This is a genomic window from Kitasatospora purpeofusca (assembly GCF_034043715.1).
Taxonomy (GTDB): domain Bacteria; phylum Actinomycetota; class Actinomycetes; order Streptomycetales; family Streptomycetaceae; genus Kitasatospora; species Kitasatospora purpeofusca_A.
In genome coordinates this window covers 1-21918 of sequence record NZ_JAXCLC010000044.1, presented here as the reverse complement: position 1 = coordinate 21918, position 21918 = coordinate 1, and the positions used below count along the sequence as shown (strand labels likewise).

The window sequence follows — 21918 nt, the reverse complement described above, 5'->3', positions numbered from 1 at the left end:
ACGGTGCGAGCGCCCGCCGGATTCCTCCACCCCCCGCGCGTCGGCACTCCACGCGCACCAAGGAGCAGCATTGAGCACCGCCCTCACCGGAGCCCCGCCCGACATCCAGGCCCCCGCCACCGCGGTCCCCACCGCCACCGTTCCCACCGCCACCGCGGTCCCCACCGCCACCGTTTCCGCCGCCGCCCCGGTCCCGTCCGACCGGCTGCTCCACCCGGACCCGGCCGTCGCCGCCGAACAGGCCGGCGTGGAGGCCCTGTTGCGCTGCTGGGCCCGCGAGACCGGCGCCGTGCCCGGCCCGGACGGTCAGCTGCGGATCGCCGTCCTCGGCGGCGCCGCCCGGCTCTCCGCCCCCGTCCGGCACTGGTCGGCGGCCGGCTGGCACCGGTTCGGCCCGGCCACCCTCGGGGCCGGCGCGACGGGGGACCTCCACGAGGCCCCGGTGGACGCCGTCACCGCCGCCGCCCTGCTCGCCGCCGCGGCCGCCGACCGGCCCGACCCCGGGCAGATCGCCGACCTCGCCGCCCGGGTCGCCGACTCGGTGGTCCGCACCGCCGACATCCTGGCCCACCACCGCTCCGCCACCGCCCCGGCGCCCGGCGGGCCCGAGCGCTCCGAGTTCCTCGCCGCCGAGCAGTCCCTGCTGCTCGGCCACCCGCTGCACCCCACCCCCAAGAGCCGCGACGGCCTCGGTCCCGCCCAGAGCGCCGCCTACTCGCCCGAACTGCACGGCTCCTTCCAACTGCACTGGTACGCCGTCGACCGCGAGCTGCTCGCCGCCGGCTCCGCCCTCACCGAGGGCGCCGACCGGATCACCGCCCAGCTCCTCGGCGACCCCGCCCTGCTGCCGCCCGGCACCGCGGCCCTGCCGCTGCACCCCTGGCAGGCCCGCGAACTGGCCCACCGCCCGGCCGTCGCCGCCCTGCTCGCCGACGGCCGGCTGCACGACCTCGGCCCGTCCGGCGCCGCCTGGTACCCGACCTCCTCGGTGCGCACCGTCTACCGGCCCGGCACCCCCTGGATGCTGAAGCTCTCGCTCGGCCTGCGGATCACCAACTCCCGCCGGGAGAACCTCCGCAAGGAACTCCACCGGGGCCTGGAGATGCACCGGCTGCTGGAGAGCGGCCTCGGCGCCGAGTGGCGGGCCGCCCACCCCGGCTTCGACATCGTCCGCGACCCCGCCTGGATCGGCGTCGACCACGACGGCCTCGGCGACCCCGGCGGCCTGGACACCGTGCTGCGCGCCCAGCCGTTCGCCCCCGGCGACCGCGCCTACTGCGTGGCCGGGCTGGTTGCCGAACGGCCGCACCCGGCGGGAGCCGGTGAGGAGGCCGGCCGGGTCCGGTCCCGGCTCGGCGACCTGCTGCGGACGCTCGCGGCCCGCACCGGCCGGGCGCTGCCCACCGTGGCGGCCGAATGGTTCCTGCGCTACCTGGACGCCGTCGTCCTGCCCGTGCTCTGGCTGGACGGACAGGCCGGCATCGCGCTGGAGGCCCACCAGCAGAACAGCCTCGTCCTGCTCGACGCCGACGGCTGGCCGAACGGCGGCCGGTACCGCGACAACCAGGGCTACTACTACCGGCACAGCGCCACCGACCGCCTCACCGCCCGGCTGCCCGGCCTCGGCGCGCGCAGCGACACCTTCCTCGACGATGCGGTGATCGACCACCACTTCGCCTACTACCTGGGCATCAACCACGTCCTCGGCCTGGTCGGCGCCCTCGGCTCGCAGCGGCTCGCCGACGAGGCCGTGCTGCTGGCGGCGCTCCGGCGCTTCCTGGCCGGCGCCGCCGCCCGGGCCACCGGCTCCGCGCTGCCGGGCCTGCTGCTCGACGCGCCGAGGCTGCCCTGCAAGGCCAATCTGCTCACCCGGATCCAGGGCCTGGACGAGCTGGTGGGGCCGGTCGCCACCCAGTCCGTCTACATCGAGCTGCCCAACCCGGTGGCGGGCGCGTGAGCGGGCCGGGGGACAGGCTGACGGACGGGCCGGCGGACGGGCCGGCGGACGGGCTGATGGACGGGCCGGCGGACGATCCGGCGGGGTGGGGCGCGATGGCCACCGCCGCCGGGGAGTTCCGGCTCCGCCGGGTCCGGCTCCCCGCCGACCTCGGCCTGCTCACCCGCTGGATGAACGACCCCGAGGTGGCCGCGTTCTGGGAACTCGCCGGCCCGTCCGCCGTCACCGAACGGCATCTGCGCCGCCGGCTCGACGGCGACGGCCGCTGCCTGCCCTGCCTCGGCCTGCTCGACGACACCCCGATGAGCTACTGGGAGGTCTACCGCGCCGACCTCGACCCGCTCGCCGCGCACTACCCGGCCCGGCCGCACGACGCCGGACTGCACCTGCTGCTCGGGCCCGCCGGCAGCCGCGGCCGGGGCCTCGGCACCACCCTGCTCGCGGCCCTGGCCGACCGCGTGCTGCGGGAGCGCCCGCGCTGCGAACGGGTGGTCGCCGAGCCGGACGTCCGCAACCGGCGCTCGGTCCGCGCCTTCCGGGGGGCCGGCTTCCGGCTCGCCGGCGAACTCGACCTGCCCGACAAGCGGGCCGCCCTGATGGTCCGCGACCGCACCCCGCACCCCGCCTAGGACAGCACCCGCCTCATGGACACCCCAGCCCCCCCGCCCGGACCGTACGACCTGCTCGGCATCGGCATCGGGCCGTTCAACCTCTCGCTCGCCGCGCTCGCCGAGCCCGTCCCCGGGCTGCGCACCCTGTTCTGCGACCGGCGCCCGGAGTTCCGCTGGCACCCCGGGATGCTCGTCGAGGGCGCGCGGATGCAGGTGCCGTTCCTCGCCGACCTGGTGTCCCTGGTCGACCCGACCAGCCCCTGGTCCTTCCTCAACCACCTGCGGGAGGAGGACCGGCTGTTCCCGTTCTACTTCACCGAGCGCTTCCAGCTCACCCGCCGCGAGTACGACCACTACTGCCGCTGGGCCGCCGAACGGCTCGCCAACTGCCGCTTCGGCACCGAGGCCACCGCCCTGCACTGGACCGGCGACCGCTACCGCGCCGAGCTGCGCGAACCCGCCACCGGCCGGGAGTACACCGTCGAGGCGCGCAACGTCGTACTCGGCGTCGGCACCCTGCCCGTCCGCCCCGCGGCCTTCGCCGCCCTCGACGGCCACCCGGCGGTCTTCCACTCCGCCGACTACCTCGACCGGCGCGACGGCCTGGCCGGCGCCCGCGACATCACCGTGGTCGGCAGCGGGCAGTCCGGCGCCGAGATCTTCCTCGACCTGCTGCGCCGCCACGACGGCGACGGCGTGCGACTGCGCTGGCTCACCCGCACCCGGGCGCTCGCGCCGATGGAGTACTCCAAACTCGGCCTGGAGCACTTCACCCCCGACTACACCCGGTACTTCCACGGCCTGCCCGAGGCCGTCCGGGACCGCCTGGTCGAGGCCCAGTGGCAGCTGCACAAGGCCGCCTCCGCCGAGACCCTCGCCGAGATCCACGACCAGCTGTACGAACGCACCGTCGGCCGGCCGGTCGGCGCGGCGCCGGTCGAGATCACACCCGGAACCGCCGTCACCGACGCCCGGCCCGGCCCCTGCGGCGGCCTCGAACTCCACTGCCGGCACACCGACTCCGGCACCGCGCACGTGCTGCGCACCGACGCCGTGGTGCTCGCCACCGGCTACCGGGCGACCGGCCCGGCCGCCCTGGAACCGCTCGCCCACCTGATCGACCGCGACCCGGCCGGCCGCTACCGGGTCGACCTCGACCACCGGGTGGCCACCCGGCCGGAGCTCACCGGCGGGCTGTACGTGCAGAACGGCGAGCTGCACACCCACGGGGTGGGCACCCCCGACCTGGGGCTCGGCGCCCACCGGGCCGCGGTGATCCTCAACGCCGTCGCCGGGCGGACCGTCCACCGGCTGCCCCGGCGCACCGCCTGGACCGGCTTCGCGCCGCCCGCCCCGACCGGACCGCCCGGCCCGGTGCCCGCCCCGGCCTCCGAGCCGGCCGCCCCCGCCCCCGCCTCTCCCGTTCCCGCTTCCAGCCTCCCCCGACCCCAGGAGCCGACCCGTGCCGCAACCGCCGGCCGCTGAACCGCCGCTGTACCTGCCGCCGCAGCTCACCGCCGGCCACTGGCAGCGGGCCGGCCGGGCGCTGCTCGCCAAGATGCTCGGCGAGTTCGCCTACGAGGAACTCCTCGCCCCGGCCGCGACCGGGACACCGGACGGCTGGACGCTCGCCCTGACCGGGGCCGAGTACCGCTTCACCGCCCGGCGCGGCGCCTACGGGAGCTGGATCGTCGATCCCGGCTCCGTCCGCTGCGACGACCCCGAGGGCCTCGATCCGCTGCGGTTCCTGGTCCACGCCCGGCACGCCCTCGGGCTGCGCGGCGACACCACCGGCCACCTGCTGCGCGAGCTCACCGCGACCCTGATCGCCGACGCCCACCTGCTGGCCACCGGCCTGACCGCCGCCGAACTCGCCGACCTCGGCCACACCGAGCTGGAGGGACGGCAGGGCGGCCACCCGTGGATCGTGCCCAACAAGGGCCGGATCGGCTTCTCCGCCGCCGACGCCGCGCGCTGGGCCCCCGAGGCCCGCACTCCGCGCCCGCTGCCCTGGATCGCCGTACACCGCCGGCTCGCCGAGTACCGGGGCGTCGCCGGCCTCGCCGACCCCGAGCGGCTGTACCGCCGGGAGATCGACGACCCGGCCGCGCTCCGCGCCCCGCTCGGCGCCGCCGCCGACGACTACCTGCTGCTGCCGGTGCACCCGTGGCAGTGGGACGAGACCGTGGTGCCGCTGTTCGCCCCGTGGATCGCCTCCGGCGAGATCGTGCCGCTCGGCACCGACGGTGACCTCCGGCTGCCCCAGCAGTCGATCCGCTCGTTCTTCAACGAGAGCCGCCCCGAGCGCTGCACGGTCAAACTGCCGCTGGCCGTCCTCAACACCCTGGTCTGGCGCGGTCTGCCCACCGAACGCACCCTGGCCGCGCCCGCCGTCACCGCCTGGATCCACGGACTGCGCGACGCCGACCCCTTCCTGCGCGAGGAGTGCCGGGTGGTGCTGCTCGGCGAGATCGCCTCGGTCACCGTCGACCACCCGGTCTACCGCGACCTGCCCGAGGCCCCCTACCAGTACAAGGAGCTGCTCGGCGCGATCTGGCGGGAGCCGCTCGGTCCGGCGCTGGCACCCGGCGAGCGGGGCCGCACCCTGGCCGCCCTGCTCCAGACCGGACGCGACGGACGGCCGCTGGCCGCCGAGCTGATCGCCCGCTCCGGGCTCGCCCCCGCCGAGTGGACCGGTCGGCTGTTCGCCGCGATGCTGCCGCCGCTGCTGCACTTCCTCTACCGGTACGGCCTGGTGTTCTCCCCGCACGGTGAGAACGCCGTCCTGGTCTTCGACGAGCGGGACGTCCCGGTCCGGCTGGCGGTCAAGGACTTCGTCGACGACGTCAACCTCAGCGACCAGGACCTGCCGGAACTGCGTGAGCTGCCCGCCGAGGTGGACGCGGTCCTGCTGCGCGAGGACCCGCAGGGCCTGTGCCAGTTCCTGCACTCCGGGCTGTTCATCGGCGTGTACCGCTATCTGGCACCGCTGCTGGAGTCCGGTCCCGGCCTCGCCGAGCCGGAGTTCTGGGCGCTGCTGCGCGCCGAGATCCACCGCTACCAGGCGCGGTTCCCGGAACTGGCCGAGCGGTTCGCGCTGTTCGACCTGTTCCGGCCGCGGATCGACCGGCTCTGCCTGAACCGCAACCGGCTGCTGCTGGACGGCTACGGCGACCGCCCGCACCGCCCGCACGCGGCCCGGCACGGCACCGTGCCCAACCCGCTCGCCGCGGACGGTACGGGCCGGGTGCCCCGCCGGCGGGACCGGATTGTCACACCCGCCCCGTAGTCTGGGAGGGTCATGACGAACGACTCCGAATCCCAGCTCCCCGCCGAGGACGCCGACGAGGCCGGGAGCGTCGCGGACGCCCCGGCGGAGGCCGTCCCCCGCGCCCGTGTCCCCGAGCTGCTGCACGCCGCGGTGGCCTCCGTCGGCGGCGTCGAGCGCCCCGGACAGCTCCGGATGGCCGAGGCCGTCGCGGACGCCGTCGACCAGGGTGAGCACCTGCTGGTGCAGGCCGGCACCGGTACCGGCAAGTCCCTCGCCTACCTGGTGCCGGCGCTCGCCCACGGGGACCGCGTGGTGGTCGCCACCGCGACCCTGGCGCTCCAGCGCCAGCTGGTCGAGCGGGACCTGCCGCGCACCGTGGAGGCGCTGCACCCGGTGCTGCGGCGCCGTCCGCTGTTCGCGATGCTCAAGGGCCGCTCCAACTACCTGTGCCTGCACCGGGCCAACGAGGGCACCCCGGGCGACGAGGGCGAGGGCCTGTTCGACCCGGTCGAGGCGCTGGGCGGGCCCGCCGGCAAGATCGGCAAGGAAGTGATCCGGCTGCGCGACTGGGCGGAGGAGACGGAGACCGGCGACCGGGACGACATGTCCCCCGGCGTCTCCGACCGGGCCTGGGCCCAGCTCGCGGTCACCTCGAAGGAGTGCCTGGGCGCGACCCGCTGCGCGTACGGCCAGGAGTGCTTCGCGGAGAAGGCGCGGGAGCGCGCCAAGCTCGCCGACGTCGTCGTCACCAACCACGCGATGCTCGCGATCGACGCGATCGAGGGCGCGCCGGTGCTGCCCGAGCACGGGCTGCTGATCGTCGACGAGGCGCACGAGCTGGTCAACCGGGTCACCGGGGCGGCCACCGCCGAGCTGACCGTCGGCGCGGTGAACCGGACGGTCAAGCGCGCCGCCCGGCTCGCCAACGAGAAGGCCGTGGACGCGCTGCAGGCCGCCGCCGAGAACTACCACGGTCTGATGGAGACCGCCCAGCCCGGCCGGGTGGAGGAGCTGCCCGAGTACCTCGCCTACGCCGTGACGGCGATCCGGGACGCCTCCCGGCAGGTGATCAGCTCGCTCGGCGAGACCAGGGACAAGGGGCTCAGCGACGAGGACGCCGTGCGCAAGCAGGCGATGGCCGCCGCGGAGTCCCTGCACGAGACCGCCGACCGGCTGCTCCAGGACTCCGAGTACGACGTGGTCTGGATCGAGCGCAGCGACCGCTACGGGCTCGGCACCGCCTCGCTGCGGGTCGCCCCGCTGAACGTCTCCGGGCTGCTGCGGGAGGGGCTGTACAAGGAGCGCTCGGTGGTGCTCACCTCGGCCACCCTCAAGCTCGGCGGCGACTTCAACGGCGTGGCCGCCTCGGTGGGCCTGCCGTCCGACGCCCGGCTGCCGGACGTCCGCACGCCCGGCGACAATCCGGAGGCGGCGGGGGAGGGCATGGGCGACGAGCCGGTGCCGCGCTGGCGGGGGATCGACGTCGGCTCGCCGTTCAAGTACCAGAAGCAGGGCATCCTCTATGTCGCCAGGCATCTGACCGATCCCGGGCGGGATCCCGCCCGGCCGGACATGCTCGACGAGTTGGCCGACCTGATCGGCGCGGCCGGCGGGCGGACGCTGGGGCTGTTCTCCTCGATGCGCGGGGCGCAGACGGCCGCCGAGGCGATGCGGGAGCGGCTGGACCAGCGGATCCTGCTCCAGGGTGAGGACACCCTGGGCGAGTTGATCCGCGAGTTCGCCTCGGACGCGACCACCTGCCTGTTCGGCACGCTGTCGCTCTGGCAGGGCGTGGACGTGCCGGGCTCGGCCTGCCAGCTGGTGGTGATGGACCGGATCCCGTTCCCGAGGCCGGACGACCCGCTGATGAGCGCTCGGCAGAAGGACGTCGAGCAGCGCGGCGGGAACGGCTTCATGGCCGTCGCGGCCACCCATGCGGCGCTGCTGATGGCGCAGGGCGCGGGGCGGCTGGTGCGCGCGGCGGAGGACCGGGGTGTGGTGGCGGTGCTCGACCCGCGGGTGGAGACCAAGCGCTACGGCGGCTTCTTCCGGTCCTCGATGCCGGAGTTCTGGTACACCACGGACCGCAACCAGGTGCGCCGCTCGCTGGCGGCGATCGACGACTCGGCGGCGGCGGTCCGGCCGGTGCCGAAGCGGGGCTGATACAGAGGGCCGACGCGGTGCCGAAGCGGGGCTGAGGCGGGGCCGAGACAGGCCGGAGGGGCTCCACGCGGTGTGCGGGGAGCCCCTTCCTGTGGGTCCGGGCGGGGGTCGGCGACCCCTGGGTGCCGGGTGCTTCCGGCCTCCAGTGCTTCTCCGGTGCGGCCGGAGCCGGTGTGGTCCGGGCTGGTGCGGTCAGAGCCGGTGCGGTCAGAGCCGGCGCAGGACGGCCACGACCTTGCCCAGGATGGTCGCGTTGTCGCCGTTGATCGGCTCGTACGCGGGGTTGTGCGGCATCAGCCAGATCCGGCCGTCCTCGCGCTTGAGGCGCTTGACGGTGGCCTCGCCGTCGATCATCGCGGCCACGATGTCGCCGTTCTCGGCGACCGGCTGGCGGCGGACGGTGACCCAGTCGCCGTCGCAGATGGCCGCCTCGATCATCGAGTCACCGCGCACGGTGAGCGCGAACAGCTCGCCCTCGCCGACCAGCTGCCGGGGCAGCGGGAAGACGTCCTCGACGGTCTGCTCGGCCAGGATCGGCCCACCCGCGGCGATCCGGCCGACCAGCGGCACGTACGAGGTGGACGGGCGGCCGGCGGTCTCGGCGGTGTTCGGCCGGGCCACCTCGACGCCGCGGACCTCGTAGGCGCGCGGACGGTGCGGGTCCCGCCGCAGGAAGCCCTTGCGCTCCAGGGCCATGAGCTGGTGGGCCACCGAGGAGGTGCTGGACAGGCCGACGGCCTGGCCGATCTCGCGCATGGACGGCGGGTAGCCCCGGCGCTGCACGGAGTCCCGGATGACCTCGATCACCCGGCGCTGGCGCTCGGTGAGGCCCGCCTCGTCGGTCCGGATGCCGGGCGGGCGGCCCGGCGCGGAACGGGCCGGCGCCGGGTGGGCGTCGTCCAGGGCGGGGGAGTGTTCGATGGGCTGGTCCGGAACACGCCCGACCCCGGAAATGCCCGGGCCCAGGGGGCGATGATCCTCGCTGCGGTCCATGTTGATGTCCACACTCTGCTGATTCGTGGTGCGCTGCCCCACCTTGAGCTGGGAGTGTTCCTGCACCGGGATGGTGTTGCTTTCAACGGCGTTCACGGCTGCCCCTTCTCGACGGCTGTCCTCTCCTTTTTCCAGCCCAACGCACCTCGTATCGAAAGGTTGCGCCAAACACACGTTCGAGTGAATTATTCGGGAGTTGGCTGACTCGATCAAGGCTTTGTTGTACATCGATTAAATGTTCGATCGGAAATCGGCTCCGAGGGTATCGCCCGCGCCGACACGCCGACGCCCGTTCTTCGCTCCAAAACCTAGATGTAGTGGTTACAGTCCTCCCTGTGTCCCAGTGCTTGTGGTCGAGGCCTCAAGATCAGGTTGCTCGCAGGCCCCCGGGATCGCATAGACTCGACCAAGTCCGCACGTCCTGCCAAGGAGGGATCCTCAGGTGCACTGCCCCTTCTGCCGGCACTCCGACAGCCGCGTCGTCGACAGCCGGACCACCGAGGACGGCAGCTGCATCCGACGCCGCCGGCAGTGCCCGGACTGCGGTCGCCGATTCACCACGGTGGAGACGGCCGCCCTGATGGTCATCAAGCGCAGCGGCGTCACCGAGCCGTTCTCCCGGGAGAAGGTCATCTCCGGAGTCCGCAAGGCCTGCCAGGGCCGCCCGGTCACCGAGGACGCCCTCGCCCAGCTCGGCCAGCGGGTCGAGGAGTGCGTGCGGGCCAACGGCAACGCCGAGCTCACCACCCATGACGTCGGGCTTGCCATACTCGGCCCGCTCAAGGAACTCGACGTCGTCGCCTTCCTGCGCTTCGCCAGCGTCTACCAGGCGTACGACGGGCTGGAAGACTTCGAGGCCGCCATCGCGGAACTCCGCGCCGAGCAGCCCGCCACCGAGGCCGACGGCGCCTGCGTGCCCGTCGCCGCAGCCGCGCCCTAGCCGGCCCGGCCCCTCCACCGGCCCCTTTCCGGGGTCGGCGCAAACCCTTCGGTCCCCCGGGGCCGACGTGTGCCCGAAAACGGTGCACAGACCATGACAAAACGTGCGCGGTGGGTGAGGATCCCTGCCTGCCGCACACCGGAAGAGCGAACCAGCCGTGCCCGGACTTTACGGGGCACTTCGGGCGTTTGCCCAACCAGGAGGAGGAACAGAAGTGACAGACACCACGAGCGGTTCCGCACGCGCGCCGAAGTCCGACAAGGCCGCGGGCAAGGGTGCCGGCAAGGCTCCCAAGGGCGGCCTGCGGATCGATCGCATCTACACCACCCCTGGCGTGCACCCGTACGACGAGGTCCGCTGGGAGCGGCGTGACGTCGTCATGACCAACTGGCGTGACGGCTCGATCAACTTCGAGCAGCACGGTGTCGAGTTCCCCGACTTCTGGTCGGTCAACGCGGTCAACATCGTCACCTCCAAGTACTTCCGCGGCGCCCTCGGCACCCCGCAGCGCGAGTGGAGCCTCAAGCAGATCATCGACCGCGTGGTGCTGACCTACCGCGCCGCCGGCGAGAAGAACGGCTACTTCGCCACCCCGGACGACGCCGAGGTGTTCGAGCACGAGCTGACCCACGCCCTCCTCCACCAGGTGTTCAGCTTCAACTCCCCGGTGTGGTTCAACGTCGGCACCAAGCAGCCCCAGCAGGTCTCCGCCTGCTTCATCCTGTCCGTCGACGACTCCATGGAGTCGATCCTCGACTGGTACAAGGAAGAGGGCATGATCTTCAAGGGCGGCTCCGGCGCCGGCCTCAACCTCTCCCGGATCCGGTCGTCCAAGGAACTGCTCTCCTCCGGCGGCAACGCCTCCGGCCCGGTCTCCTTCATGCGCGGCGCCGACGCCTCCGCCGGCACCATCAAGTCCGGCGGCGCGACCCGCCGCGCGGCCAAGATGGTCGTCCTGGACGTCGACCACCCCGACGTCGAGGCCTTCATCGAGACCAAGGTGAAGGAGGAGGAGAAGATCCGCGCCCTGCGCGACGCGGGCTTCGACATGGACCTCGGCGGGGACGACATCGCCTCCGTCCAGTACCAGAACGCCAACAACTCGGTCCGCGTCAACGACGAATTCATGACCGCCGTCGAGAACGGCACCGAATTCGGCCTGCGCGGCCGGATGACCGGCGAGGTCATCGAGACCGTCGACGCGAAGAAGCTGTTCCGCAAGATGGCCGAGGCCGCCTGGGCCTGCGCCGACCCCGGCATCCAGTACGACTCCACCATCAACCAGTGGCACACCTGCCCGGAGTCCGGCCGGATCAACGCGTCCAACCCCTGCTCCGAGTACATGCACCTGGACAACTCCAGCTGCAACCTCGCCTCGCTCAACCTGATGAAGTTCCTGCGCGACGACGACTCCTTCGACGCCGGGAGCTTCGCCAAGGTCGTCGAGCTGGTCATCACCGCGATGGACATCTCCATCTGCTTCGCCGACTTCCCCACCGAGAAGATCGGCGAGACCACCCGCGCGTTCCGCCAGCTCGGCATCGGCTACGCCAACCTCGGCGCCCTGCTGATGGCCACCGGCCACGCCTACGACAGCGAGGGCGGCCGCGCCCTGGCCGGCGCCATCACCTCCCTGATGACCGGCACCGCCTACCGCCGCGGCGCCGAACTCGCCGGTGTCGTCGGCCCGTACGACGGCTACGCCCGCAACGCGGCCCCGCACCAGCGGGTCATGAAGCAGCACGCGGACGCCTCGAAGGCCGGCGTGTCCCTCGACGAGCTGGACGCCCCGATCTGGACCGCCGCCACCGCGACCTGGGACGACGTCCTGCGGATCGGCGCGCAGAACGGCTTCCGCAACGCCCAGGCCTCGGTGCTCGCCCCGACCGGCACCATCGGCCTGATGATGGACTGCGACACCACCGGCGTGGAGCCCGACCTCGCGCTGGTCAAGTTCAAGAAGCTCGTCGGCGGCGGCTCGATGCAGATCGTCAACGGCACCGTCCCGCGCGCCCTCAAGCGCCTCGGCTACCAGGACGAGCAGATCGAGGCGGTCGTCGCCCACATCGCCGAGCACGGCAACGTGGTGGACGCGCCCGGCCTGAGGACCGAGCACTACGAGGTCTTCGACTGCGCCATGGGCGAGCGCTCCATCTCCCCGATGGGCCACGTCCGGATGATGGCCGCGATCCAGCCGTGGATCTCGGGCGCCATCTCGAAGACGGTCAACATGCCGGTCGCCGCGACCGTCGAGGACGTCGAGGAGATCTACTTCGAGGCGTGGAAGCTGGGCGTCAAGGCGCTCGCCATCTACCGCGAGAACTCGAAGGTCGGCCAGCCGCTCTCGGCCAAGAAGAAGTCCGGCGACGCGGCGAAGGCCGACCAGGCCCCGGCCACCGTGGTGGAGAAGGTCGTCGAGTACCGTCCGGTCCGCAAGCGCCTGCCCAAGGGCCGCCCGGGCATCACCACCTCCTTCACGGTCGGTGGCGCCGAGGGCTACATGACCGCCAACTCCTACCCGGACGACGGCCTCGGCGAGGTCTTCCTGAAGATGTCCAAGCAGGGCTCGACCCTCGCGGGCATGATGGACGCCTTCTCCATCGCCGTCTCGGTGGGTCTGCAGTACGGCGTCCCGCTGGAGACCTACGTCTCGAAGTTCACCAACATGCGCTTCGAGCCGGCCGGTCTGACCGACGACCCGGACCTGCGCATGGCCCAGTCGATCGTCGACTACATCTTCCGCCGCCTGGCGCTGGACTTCCTGCCGTTCGAGACCCGTTCGGCGCTCGGCATCCACTCGGTCGAGGAGCGTCAGCGCCACCTGGAGACCGGCTCCTACGAGCCGCTGGAGGCGGAGGAGGAGCTGGACACCGAGACGCTCGCCCAGTCCGCCCCGGTGGTCCCGGCCGCTGTGAAGCCGGTCGCCGCCCCGGCTCCGGCCCCGGTCGCCGCCCCGGCGCCCAAGGCCGCCCCGGCCCAGGCCCACAACTCCACCGAGCTGATGGAGATCCAGCTGGGCCTGAACGCCGACGCGCCGCTCTGCTTCTCCTGCGGCACCAAGATGCGCCGCGCCGGCAGCTGCTACCTCTGCGAGGGCTGCGGCTCCACCAGCGGCTGCAGCTGAGCGGAGCCGCCGCCTCGCGGATGAGGTGAGCCACTGCTGAAGGCGGGGCGAGGACAGTGATGTCCTCGCCCCGCCTTTTCGGCTTTTCTGTCAACTCTGGTTGACAGTTCGGCCGCCGTCAACCTAGGTTGACACTATGAGCGAGAGCGGAGAACTGGCGGCCGCGGCAGCCAGTCGGGATCCGGCCGTGGGGCTCCGGGCGGTCCGGGCGTTGCGGGACCTGGCGGACCGGCTGGAGGGGCTGCAGGTCGGCAGCGCGCGGGACCAGGGCTGGTCGTGGCAGGACATCGCGGTCTGCCTCGGGGTGACCAGGCAGGCGGTGCACAAGAAGTACGCGCGGCGAGGTGCCGTGGGAAGCGGGAAGGACGGGGACTGAGCGATGTTCGAGCGATTCACCGAGGAGGCCCGGCGGGCGGTCGGGCAGGCGGGGCGCGAGTCGGCGGAGCTGGGGCACGGGCACGTCGGGACGGAGTACCTGCTGCTGGCGATCCTGGCCGAGACGGCGGATCCGGCGGCACACGTGCTGATCGAGGCGGGGCTCGACCACGCGGAGGCCCGGCGGGCCGTCGGGCGGCTGCTCGGGACCGGTGGCGACGCGCAGGCGCTGGCCTCGATCGGGGTGGACCTGGGGGCGGTGCGCGAGGCGGTGGAGTCCGTGTTCGGGGCGGGGGCGCTGGACTCCCCGCCGGAGCCGGAACCGCGGCGGCGCGGGTGGTTCCGGCCCGAGGGCTGGGCGGGGCGGAGCCCGTTCACGGCGCGGGCGCGCAAGGCGGTGGAACTGTCGCTGCGCGAGTCGCTGCGGCTGAAGTCCGGCCGCATCGCGGTCGGCCACCTCCTGCTCGGGGTGCTCCGCGAGGGGGAGGGGCTCGGGGCGCGGGTCGTCGCCGAGCACGGGCTGGACCTCGCCGAGGTGCGACGTGGGGTCGAGGTGGCGATGGGGTGAGGGGATGGAGGTGGAGTGGTATACGGAGCGTGGCTGGAAGAGACTGTCCGTCAACTTACCGGTTGAGCACATCGTCTGAATGGATATGATCGGCCGACTGCGTGAACCGAAACACCGCCCGGAGACGTTCCACGACGTCGGCCGGGCGGTCGCGCATTCGCCCGACTTCTGCCGAGGACACCGCACCGATGACAGAAACCACCAGCCCCGACGGTGGGCCCAGCCGTCGACCCGATGTGCGTACCAGGGCCGTTGTGGCGGCCGCCGCCCTGCTGGCGGCGGTGGCCGGGCCGGTCGGGGTGATGCGGGCCTTCGACGCCGGGCGCCCGCTGACCGCGGCCGCCGTGGCGGCGGTCACCGTGCTCTGGCTGATCGCCGTCCGGCAGGCCGGCAGCGCCACCGAACGGGCCCGCCGGCTGGAGCTGGAACTGGCCCGGTGGGAGGGCGAGTCGATGACGGCCCTCGTGGTCGCCGGCGCGGCCAGGCAGGGTGAGACCGCCGCCAAGGCGCGCGCCACCGCCGCCGAGGCCGAGCGGGACGAGGCCAGGGCCGCGCTCGCCCGGGCCGAGGAGCAGGCCGCCGCCGCCCGCGCGGAGGCGGCCGGGGCCCGGGCGCAGGCCGAGGCGGAGCGCGCCGAGCGGGCCGCCGTGGACCGGCTCGCCGACGAGGTGCTGCCCGCGCTGGTGAAGCGGCTGCGGGGCGGCGCGACCGTGGACGCCGCCCTGGCCGCGCACCGCGACCATCCGCAGCGATCGCTGCTGCGCGCCTTCGCGGAGGAGATCGGCCGCGGCGAGCGCCTGCGGGCCGCCGCCCTGGCGGTCTGCGCCACCGCGGCCGGCCGGGTGCAGGCGCTGGCCACGAGCATGCACGCGGAACTGCGCGAGATGCAGCACCGGCACGACGAGGAGGTCCTCGGCGACCTGCTGCGACTGGACCACTCGACCGCCCAGGCGGGCCGGATGGCCGACAGCATCGCGGTGCTCACCGGCGCCCGCTCGGGCCGCCGCTGGGGCCGGCCGATCCCGGTGGAGTCGGTGCTGCGCGGCGCGCTCGGCCGGATCGGCGCGTACCAGCGGGTCAGGCTGCACAACGCGAGCACGGCCGCGGTGGCCGGGTTCGCGGCCGAGGGCGTGATGCACGCGCTCGCCGAACTGCTGGACAACGCGACCACGTTCTCCGCGCCGCCGGCCGAGGTGCACGTCTACGTCGAGGAGGTGCCGGCCGGTCTGGTCGTCACCGTCGAGGACAGCGGCCTGGGCCTGAGCGACAGTTGGCTGCGCCGCGCCGAACGGGCCGTCTCCGCCGAGTCGCTGGACCTCACCACGCTGTCGGCGGGCACCCGGATCGGTCTCGCGGTGGTCGGCGTGCTGGCCCGCAAGCACGGGCTGCAGGTCTCCTTCCGGCCGTCGGCGCGCGGCGGTACCGGGGTGGTGGTGCTGATTCCGCAGCAGCTGGTGACGCACCCCGCGACGATGCCGGCCGCGCTGCCCGCGCTGCCCGCGCCGGCCGAGCGGGCGGGCGAGCGGGCAGGCGAACGGGCGGCCGGTACGGGCCCGCGTCCCGCGCTCAGTCCCGCCCTTCCGGCGCCCGCGGTGCCCGCCGCTCCCGCTGGGCCCGCTGCTCCCGCTGTGCCGGTGGCCGCGCCGGTGGCGTCCGCCGCGCCCGCCGACTCCGCCGTGCCCGACGTCACGGACAGCGGCCTGCCGCAGCGCCGTCGCGGTCGGACCATGGCCGCCGCCCTCCCGGCGCAGGCCCCTGCCGAGCGGCCCGCCCGTCCCGACGGGGCGAGCGCCGCCGCCAGGCTGGGCGCCTTCCGCCGGGCCGCGCTGCCCGCCGCCGCGCCCGCTGCCGTCGCCGCGCCCGCCGCCGTGGACCCCACCGCTGCCGCGCCCGCCGCCGGCGCCCCGAACTCCGCGCCCGCCGGTGCCTCCGCACCGGCCGAGGGCGCCGTACCGGTCCCGGACAACCCGGGCGCGCGGTCCGCCACGGACCCCGCGTCCGACGCCTCCCCCGTCACCGAGAAGGACTTCCGATGAGCAGTGCCACCGACCGCGACCTCGACTGGCTGCTGGAAAACCTGCTGACCAACACCCCCGGCACCCGGCATGCCCTGGTGCTCTCCGCCGACGGCCTCAAGCTCTGCCACACCTCCGGCCTCGGCAACGACCGGGCCGACCAGCTCGCCGCCATCGCCTCCGGTCTGCAGAGCCTGGCGCACGGCGCGTCCATCGAGTTCGGCGACGGCACCGGCGGTGTGCGGCAGTCGATGACCGAGTTCCACGGCGGAGTGCTGTGCATCGTGGCCGCCGGCGAGGGCGCCCACCTCGCCGTGGTCACCGAGGAGGACGCCGACGTGGGCGTGGTCGGCCACAACATGCACGGGCTGATCGAGCAGATCGGCGTCCACCTCAGCGCGCCGGCCCGGGAGGGCGCGGTCGGGGCGGACGGCCCGGTGACCGAGGGGAGCGCCCGGGCATGAGCGGGCGCGGGGGGAACACCGACGGGCGGCCCGGCCGGGCCGACGACCCGGACCGCCTGTACACCATCACCCGGGGCCGCAGCCGGGCCCCGGAGAACGCCTTCGACCTGGTCACGCTGATCGTCGCCGAACGGGAGCCGGCGCCGGGCATGCAGTCGGAGCACGCGCGCATCCTGCGGATGTGCGAGGCGCCGACCGCCGTGGTGGAGGTCGCCGCGGAGCTGGCGCTACCGGTGTCGGTGGTGAAGATCCTCCTCGGCGACCTGCTGGAGGCCGGGTCGGTCACCGCCCGCCACCCCCGGTTCGCCCCGAACAAGGCCCGGCTGCCCGATCTCGACACGCTGAAGCAGGTACTGCATGGACTCCAACAGCTCTGAGGGCCGGGACCCTCGGCCGAGCGGGCGGACACCGCTGCGCCGCACCGCCGACAACGCGCTGAAGATCGTCGTGGTCGGCGGCTTCGGTGTGGGCAAGACCACCCTGGTCGGCGCGGTCAGCGAGATCCGTCCGCTGAACACCGAGGAGACCCTGACCAGGGCGGGGGAGGGGATCGACGATCCCACCGGCGCCTGGGGCAAGCGCTCGACCACGGTCGCCTTCGACTTCGGCCGGATCACCCTCTCCGCGAGCCAGGTGCTGTACCTGTTCGGCGCGCCGGGGCAGGAGCGGTTCTGGTTCCTCTGGGACCGGCTGTTCTCCGGAGCCCTGGGGGCCGTCGTGCTGGTCGACACCAGGCGGCTGGCGGACTCCTGGTACGCCATCGACCGGTTGGAGCACCACGGCACGCCCTTCGTCGTCGCCCGCAACAACTTCGGCGACCCGACCCACACCCTGGACCAGGTCCGGGAGGCGCTCGACCTGCCGCCCGGGGTGCCGCTGGTGGACTGCGACGCCCGGGACCGGGAGTCCGGCAAGCAGGTGCTGATCGAGCTGGTCCGCCACCTGACCGCCCGGGTCGAGGCCGAGACGGCGGGCACCCCCGCCGCCGCTGCCGCCCCCGTCCTTGAGGAGAGCACCCCGTGACCGAGCCCGCCGCCACCCCGCCGCCGGGCTGCCCGGCCCACGCCGGCGCCACCCCGTTGTACGGGCCGCGCTTCCAGACCGACCCCTCCCAGGTCTACCGGGAGATGCGGGCCGGGCACGGCCCGGTCGCCCCGGTCGAACTGGCCGGCGGGGTGCCGGCCTGGCTGGTGATCGGCTACCGCGAACTCCAGCTGGTCACCGGTCAGCCGCAGCTCTTCGGCCGGGACTCCGCCCGCTGGACCGGCTGGGCGACCGTCGCCGAGGACTGGCCGCTCAAGCCGATGATGGCGCCGGTGCCGTCGATCCTCTACGCCGAGGGCGAGGAGCACGTCCGGCGCTCGCGCGCGGTGACCGACGCGCTGGCCGCCGTCGACCCGTACGAGCTGCGCAAGCACTGCGAGGAGCTGGCGGACCGGCTGATCGACGACTTCGCCGGGCGCGGCGAGGCGGACCTGGTCGCCGAGTACGCCCACCGGCTGCCGCTGCTGGTGCTCTGCCGGGTGCTGGGGCTGAGCGAGGAGCAGGCGCCGGTGCTCATCGAGGGCCTGCTGACCATGCTGGACGGCGGCCCCGACGCCCCGGCCGGTGCGCAGCGGCTGCTCGCCGTGATGCTGGAGCTGGTCGAGGAGAAGGCGGCGCACCCGGGCGACGACGTCGCCTCGCGGATGCTGGCGCACCCGGCGGGCCTCAACCACGACGAGATCATGCGCGACCTGCGGGTGATGCTGATCGCCGGTCACCAGCCGACCTCGTACTGGATGTCCAACGCCTTGCGGCTGATGCTCACCGACGAGCGGTTCGCCGCCTCGCTGTCGGGCGGGCGGCGCAGCATCAGCCAGGCGCTGAACGAGGCGCTCTGGGAGGACACCCCGACCCAGATCTTCGCGGGCCGGTGGGCGACCAGGGACACCCAGCTGGGCGGGCAGCGGATCGCCGCCGGGGACATGCTGCTGCTGGGGTTCGCGGGGGCCAACGCGGACCCGTCGGTGCGGCAGCCGGACGGGCGGCCGGCCGAGGGCAACCGGGCGTACCTGAGCTACTCGTACGGCGAGCACGGCTGTCCGTTCCCGGCGCAGGAGGCGGCCGAGGTGATCGCGACGACGGCCGTCGAGGTGCTGCTGGACCGGCTGCCGGACCTGCGGCTGGCGGTGGCCGAACACGCGCTGGTGTGGCGGCCGTCGGCCTGGGTGCGCGGGCTGGTGGCGCTGCCGGTGGCGTTCGCCCCGGGATACGCGGGCTGAGCCCCGCCCGGGGCACCGTGGCCCTGGACACCGTGGCCCGGAAGCCCGGAAGCCCGGAAGTCGAGGGGGCATGGGACCCCTGGCCCGGAGTCGCCGTACCGCCGCACCGCCGTACCGGAACCGAAGGAGTGCTGTACCCGATGACCGCCCCCGCCCCGTTCGTCCTCGATCCGCTGGCCCGCGACAACGCCGCCGAGGGCGCGCTGCTGCGCGCCGCCGGCCCGGTGGTCCCGGTGGAGCTGCCCGGTGGCGTGGCCGCCTGGGCCGTGACCCGGCATGCGCCCGCCCGCGAGCTGCTGACCGATGCCCGGCTGGTGAAGGACGCCCGGCACTGGGCGGCGTTCCAGCGCGGTGACGTGCCGAAGACGTGGCCGTTGATCGGCCTGGCGGTGCCCGGTCCGAGCATGGTGACCGCGGACGGCGCCGAGCACCGGCGGCTGCGGGCGCTGGTGGCGCACGCGTTCACCCCGCGCCAGGTGGAGCTGATGCGCCCACGGGTGGAGGCGATCACCCGGGACCTGCTGGACACCCTGGCGGCGGGGGACCCGGTGGTGGACCTGAAGTCCGCCTTCGCCTTCCCGCTGCCGATGACGGTGATCTGCTCGCTGCTCGGCGTCCCGGAGTCGGAGCACGCGCTCCTGCGCGACCTCTACGAGCGGTTCTTCGGCGCCCGCCCGAACCCGGAGGGCATCCAGGCGACCATCGCCGGACTGAACGCCTTCGTCAACGGCGTGGTGGCGCAGCGCCGTTCGGTCCCCGGTGACGACCTGGCGAGCGTGCTGCTGCAGGCCGACGCCGAGGGCGGGGCGCTGACCGACGCGGAGGCGGCGGCCACCCTGCGGGTGATCATCGCGGCGGGCCACGAGACCACGGTGAACCTCATCGGCAACGCGGTGCGGGCGCTGCTGGCCCATCCCGACCAGCTGGCGCTGGTGAGGGCGGGCAAGGTCGGCTGGGACGCGGTGGTGGAGGAGTCGCTCCGTTGGACGCCGCCGACCAGCAACTTCCTGTTCCGGTTCACCACCGAGGACGTGGCGGTGGGCGACACGGTGATTCCGGCCGGGGAGCCGGTGCTGGTCTCCTACAACGCGATCGGCCGGGACCCGGCGCAGCACGGGGTGACGGCCGAGGTGTTCGACGTGACCCGGGACCCGGTCCGGCACCTGTCGTTCGGACACGGTCCGCACGTCTGCCCGGGCTCGCCGCTGGCCCGGCTGGAGGCGGGGATCGCGCTGCCGGCGTTGTTCGAGCGCTTCCCGGGGCTGTCGTCGGTGGTGCCGGACGAGGAACTGCGGCCGAGCGGCTCGCTGGTGGTGAACGCGCTGAAGGAGCTGCCGGTCCGGCTGTTCTGAGGGCTGGGGCTGTTCTGAGGGCCGGGGCAGCTGGGGCTGTTCCGACGGCCGGGGTGGTCGGGGCTGTCGGGGCTGTTCTGGCGGTCGGGCGTCGCGGGCGCCCGGCGGTCCGGGTCACAACTGGGGCACGCGGTAGCGAAGAGCGTGCCTGGACCTTGGCGGCACGTCGCGGCTGCGTTACCGTCGTCGGATCGGCCGGCCGCCGCATCCATGTCGAACGTCGAACTCCGGTACAGCGCAATGTCGTTCTGTCGTACAGCCGAGCGTTCACGCCCCGGCGAGGAGGACCGCGTTGACTCCCACCCCGACCGTGCCGTCCACGACCGTGCCGCCCCCGTCCCCCGGCCGCGCTGGCCGCCGTCGCCGTCCGCTCGCGGCGGTGGCGCTGCTGGCCGTCGCGGCCGTGACCGCGGCCTGCTCCAACAGTTCCAACAGCTCCGACAGCTCGGGAGGTTCGGGCGGCGGCGGCAACCAGACCCTGTCCGGCGACTGCGCCCGCTACCAGCCCTACGCCGGCCACGGGGGCACCACGGTGACGGTGTTCGCCTCGATCCTCAGTCCCGAGTCGGACAACCTGGAGAAGTCCTGGGCCGACTTCAGCCGGTGCACCGGCATCCGGATCAGTTACGAGGGCACCAACGACTTCGAGTCCCAGCTGCCGGTGCGGGTGAGCGGCGGCAACGCCCCGGACTTCGCGATCATCCCGCAGCCCGGCCTGCTCGCGCAGATGGTCAAGAGCGGCAAGGTGGCCAAGCCGCCGCAGCAGACCGTGGCGAACCAGGAGAAGTGGAACCCGGTCTGGAAGACCTACGGGTCGGTCAAGGGCACCTTCTACGCGGCGCCGATGAGCGCCAACATGAAGTCCCTGGTCTGGTACTCGCCCAAGACGTTCAAGCAGGCCGGCTACGAGGTCCCGAAGACCTGGGCCGACCTGACGGCGCTAAGCGACAAGGTCGCCAAGGCGGGCGGCGGCGCCAAGCCGTGGTGCGGTGGCATCGCCTCCGGCACGGCCACCGGCTGGCCGGCCACCGACTGGCTGGAGGAGGTGGTCCTCGGCTCGTACGGCGGTGAGGTCTACGACCAGTGGGTGAACCACCAGGTGAAGTTCTCCGATCCGAAGATCGCCGCGGCGATGCGGACGGTCGCCGACTGGATGCAGAACCCCGCCTGGGTCAACGGCGGCTACGGTGACGTGAAGTCGATCGCCACCACGATCTTCCAGGACGCGGGCGCACCGATCCTCACCGGCAAGTGCCTGATGCTCCAACAGGCTTCGTTCTACAAGGCGCAGTGGCCCAAGGACACCAAGATCGGGCCGGACGGCGACATCTTCGCCTTCCACCTGCCCGCGGTGAACCCCTCGGTGCCCAATCCGGTCGAGGGCGGCGGGGAGTTCCTCACCGCCTTCGCGAGCCGGCCGGAGGTGCAGGCGGTGCAGAACTACCTGTCCAGCGCCGAGTGGGCGAGCAGCCGGGTGAGGACCGCGACCGGCTGGGTTTCGGCCAATCAGGGTGTGGACAAGAGCCTCTACACCGATCCGATCGACCGGCTCTCCGCGGACGCGCTGACCGACCCGACGGCGACCTTCCGGTTCGACGGTTCGGACCTCATGCCGGCCGCGGTCGGCGCCGGGCAGGAGTGGAAGTCGCTCACCGCCTGGTTCGCCGAGGGGCAGTCGATCCAGAAGACCGCCGCGGACATCGACGCCGCCTGGCCGCAGTAGCGGCGAGCGTCGCAGGACCACCTGCCGAAGGGCGGTGCGGGGCCCCCCCCCCCCCCCCCCCCCCCCCCCCCGCCCCCCCGCCCTCGGCGGTTCGTTTA

17 protein-coding genes are annotated in these 21918 nt (G+C 73.7%); 16 read left to right on the top strand and 1 reads right to left on the bottom strand.

The window, feature by feature from the left end:
• The first annotated feature begins 70 nt into the window (after positions 1-70).
• The 5 genes from SM793_RS22360 to SM793_RS22340 are packed head-to-tail and all read left to right on the top strand — an operon-like array spanning position 71 to position 8002.
• Complete coding sequence (locus SM793_RS22360; protein WP_320440035.1) at positions 71-1957, top strand: IucA/IucC family protein; 1887 nt, start codon at positions 71-73, stop codon at positions 1955-1957.
• Positions 1849-2586 (top strand): GNAT family N-acetyltransferase, encoded by a 738-nt coding sequence (locus tag SM793_RS22355; protein ID WP_413816016.1) that lies wholly within the window; start codon positions 1849-1851, stop codon positions 2584-2586. Before SM793_RS22360 ends, SM793_RS22355 begins: the two co-directional genes overlap by 109 nt.
• Before the next feature lie 15 nt (positions 2587-2601).
• Complete coding sequence (locus SM793_RS22350) at positions 2602-4053, top strand: lysine N(6)-hydroxylase/L-ornithine N(5)-oxygenase family protein (protein WP_320440034.1); 1452 nt, start codon at positions 2602-2604, stop codon at positions 4051-4053.
• A complete protein-coding gene (locus tag SM793_RS22345) occupies positions 4031-5857 on the top strand; it encodes an IucA/IucC family siderophore biosynthesis protein (protein ID WP_320440033.1) in 1827 nt (608 codons plus the stop codon). The genes SM793_RS22350 and SM793_RS22345 overlap by 23 nt, the downstream gene beginning before the upstream one ends.
• Before the next feature lie 12 nt (positions 5858-5869).
• Positions 5870-8002, top strand: a complete 2133-nt coding sequence (locus SM793_RS22340) for an ATP-dependent DNA helicase (RefSeq protein ID WP_320440032.1) — start codon at positions 5870-5872, stop codon at positions 8000-8002.
• 207 nt (positions 8003-8209) lie between these two features.
• On the opposite strand, the gene lexA is transcribed toward SM793_RS22340, so the two are convergent.
• Positions 8210-9091, bottom strand: a complete 882-nt coding sequence (gene lexA, locus SM793_RS22335; RefSeq protein WP_413816014.1) for a transcriptional repressor LexA — start codon at positions 9089-9091, stop codon at positions 8210-8212.
• A 346-nt stretch (positions 9092-9437) separates the two neighbouring features.
• On the opposite strand from lexA, the gene nrdR reads away from it, so the two are divergent.
• The 11 genes from nrdR (at position 9438) to SM793_RS22280 (ending at position 21820) form a co-directional block, all read left to right on the top strand.
• A complete protein-coding gene (gene nrdR / locus SM793_RS22330) occupies positions 9438-9935 on the top strand; it encodes a transcriptional regulator NrdR (RefSeq protein ID WP_320440031.1) in 498 nt (165 codons plus the stop codon).
• Between the two features lie 214 nt (positions 9936-10149).
• On the top strand, positions 10150-13059 hold the full coding sequence (locus tag SM793_RS22325) for a vitamin B12-dependent ribonucleotide reductase (RefSeq protein ID WP_320440030.1): 2910 nt from the start codon (positions 10150-10152) through the stop codon (positions 13057-13059).
• A gap of 136 nt (positions 13060-13195) precedes the next feature.
• Complete coding sequence (locus tag SM793_RS22320; protein WP_320440029.1) at positions 13196-13435, top strand: RNA polymerase subunit sigma-70; 240 nt, start codon at positions 13196-13198, stop codon at positions 13433-13435.
• A gap of 3 nt (positions 13436-13438) precedes the next feature.
• Positions 13439-14002 (top strand): Clp protease N-terminal domain-containing protein, encoded by a 564-nt coding sequence (locus SM793_RS22315; protein ID WP_320440028.1) that lies wholly within the window; start codon positions 13439-13441, stop codon positions 14000-14002.
• Between the two features lie 188 nt (positions 14003-14190).
• Entirely contained in the window at positions 14191-16038 is a 1848-nt protein-coding gene (locus tag SM793_RS22310) for an ATP-binding protein (protein WP_320440027.1), read from the top strand.
• Entirely contained in the window at positions 16035-16481 is a 447-nt protein-coding gene (locus tag SM793_RS22305; protein WP_320440026.1) for a roadblock/LC7 domain-containing protein, read from the top strand. The genes SM793_RS22310 and SM793_RS22305 overlap by 4 nt, the downstream gene beginning before the upstream one ends.
• Complete coding sequence (locus SM793_RS22300; RefSeq protein WP_320440025.1) at positions 16478-16858, top strand: DUF742 domain-containing protein; 381 nt, start codon at positions 16478-16480, stop codon at positions 16856-16858. The genes SM793_RS22305 and SM793_RS22300 overlap by 4 nt, the downstream gene beginning before the upstream one ends.
• On the top strand, positions 16839-17504 hold the full coding sequence (locus tag SM793_RS22295) for a GTP-binding protein (protein ID WP_320440024.1): 666 nt from the start codon (positions 16839-16841) through the stop codon (positions 17502-17504). Before SM793_RS22300 ends, SM793_RS22295 begins: the two co-directional genes overlap by 20 nt.
• Positions 17501-18745, top strand: a complete 1245-nt coding sequence (locus SM793_RS22290; RefSeq protein WP_320440023.1) for a cytochrome P450 — start codon at positions 17501-17503, stop codon at positions 18743-18745. The genes SM793_RS22295 and SM793_RS22290 overlap by 4 nt, the downstream gene beginning before the upstream one ends.
• A gap of 140 nt (positions 18746-18885) precedes the next feature.
• A complete protein-coding gene (locus SM793_RS22285) occupies positions 18886-20097 on the top strand; it encodes a cytochrome P450 (protein WP_320440022.1) in 1212 nt (403 codons plus the stop codon).
• A gap of 292 nt (positions 20098-20389) precedes the next feature.
• Positions 20390-21820: an ABC transporter substrate-binding protein gene (locus SM793_RS22280; protein ID WP_320440021.1), complete on the top strand. Its 1431-nt coding sequence runs from the start codon at positions 20390-20392 to the stop codon at positions 21818-21820.
• Positions 21821-21918 lie beyond the last annotated feature (98 nt).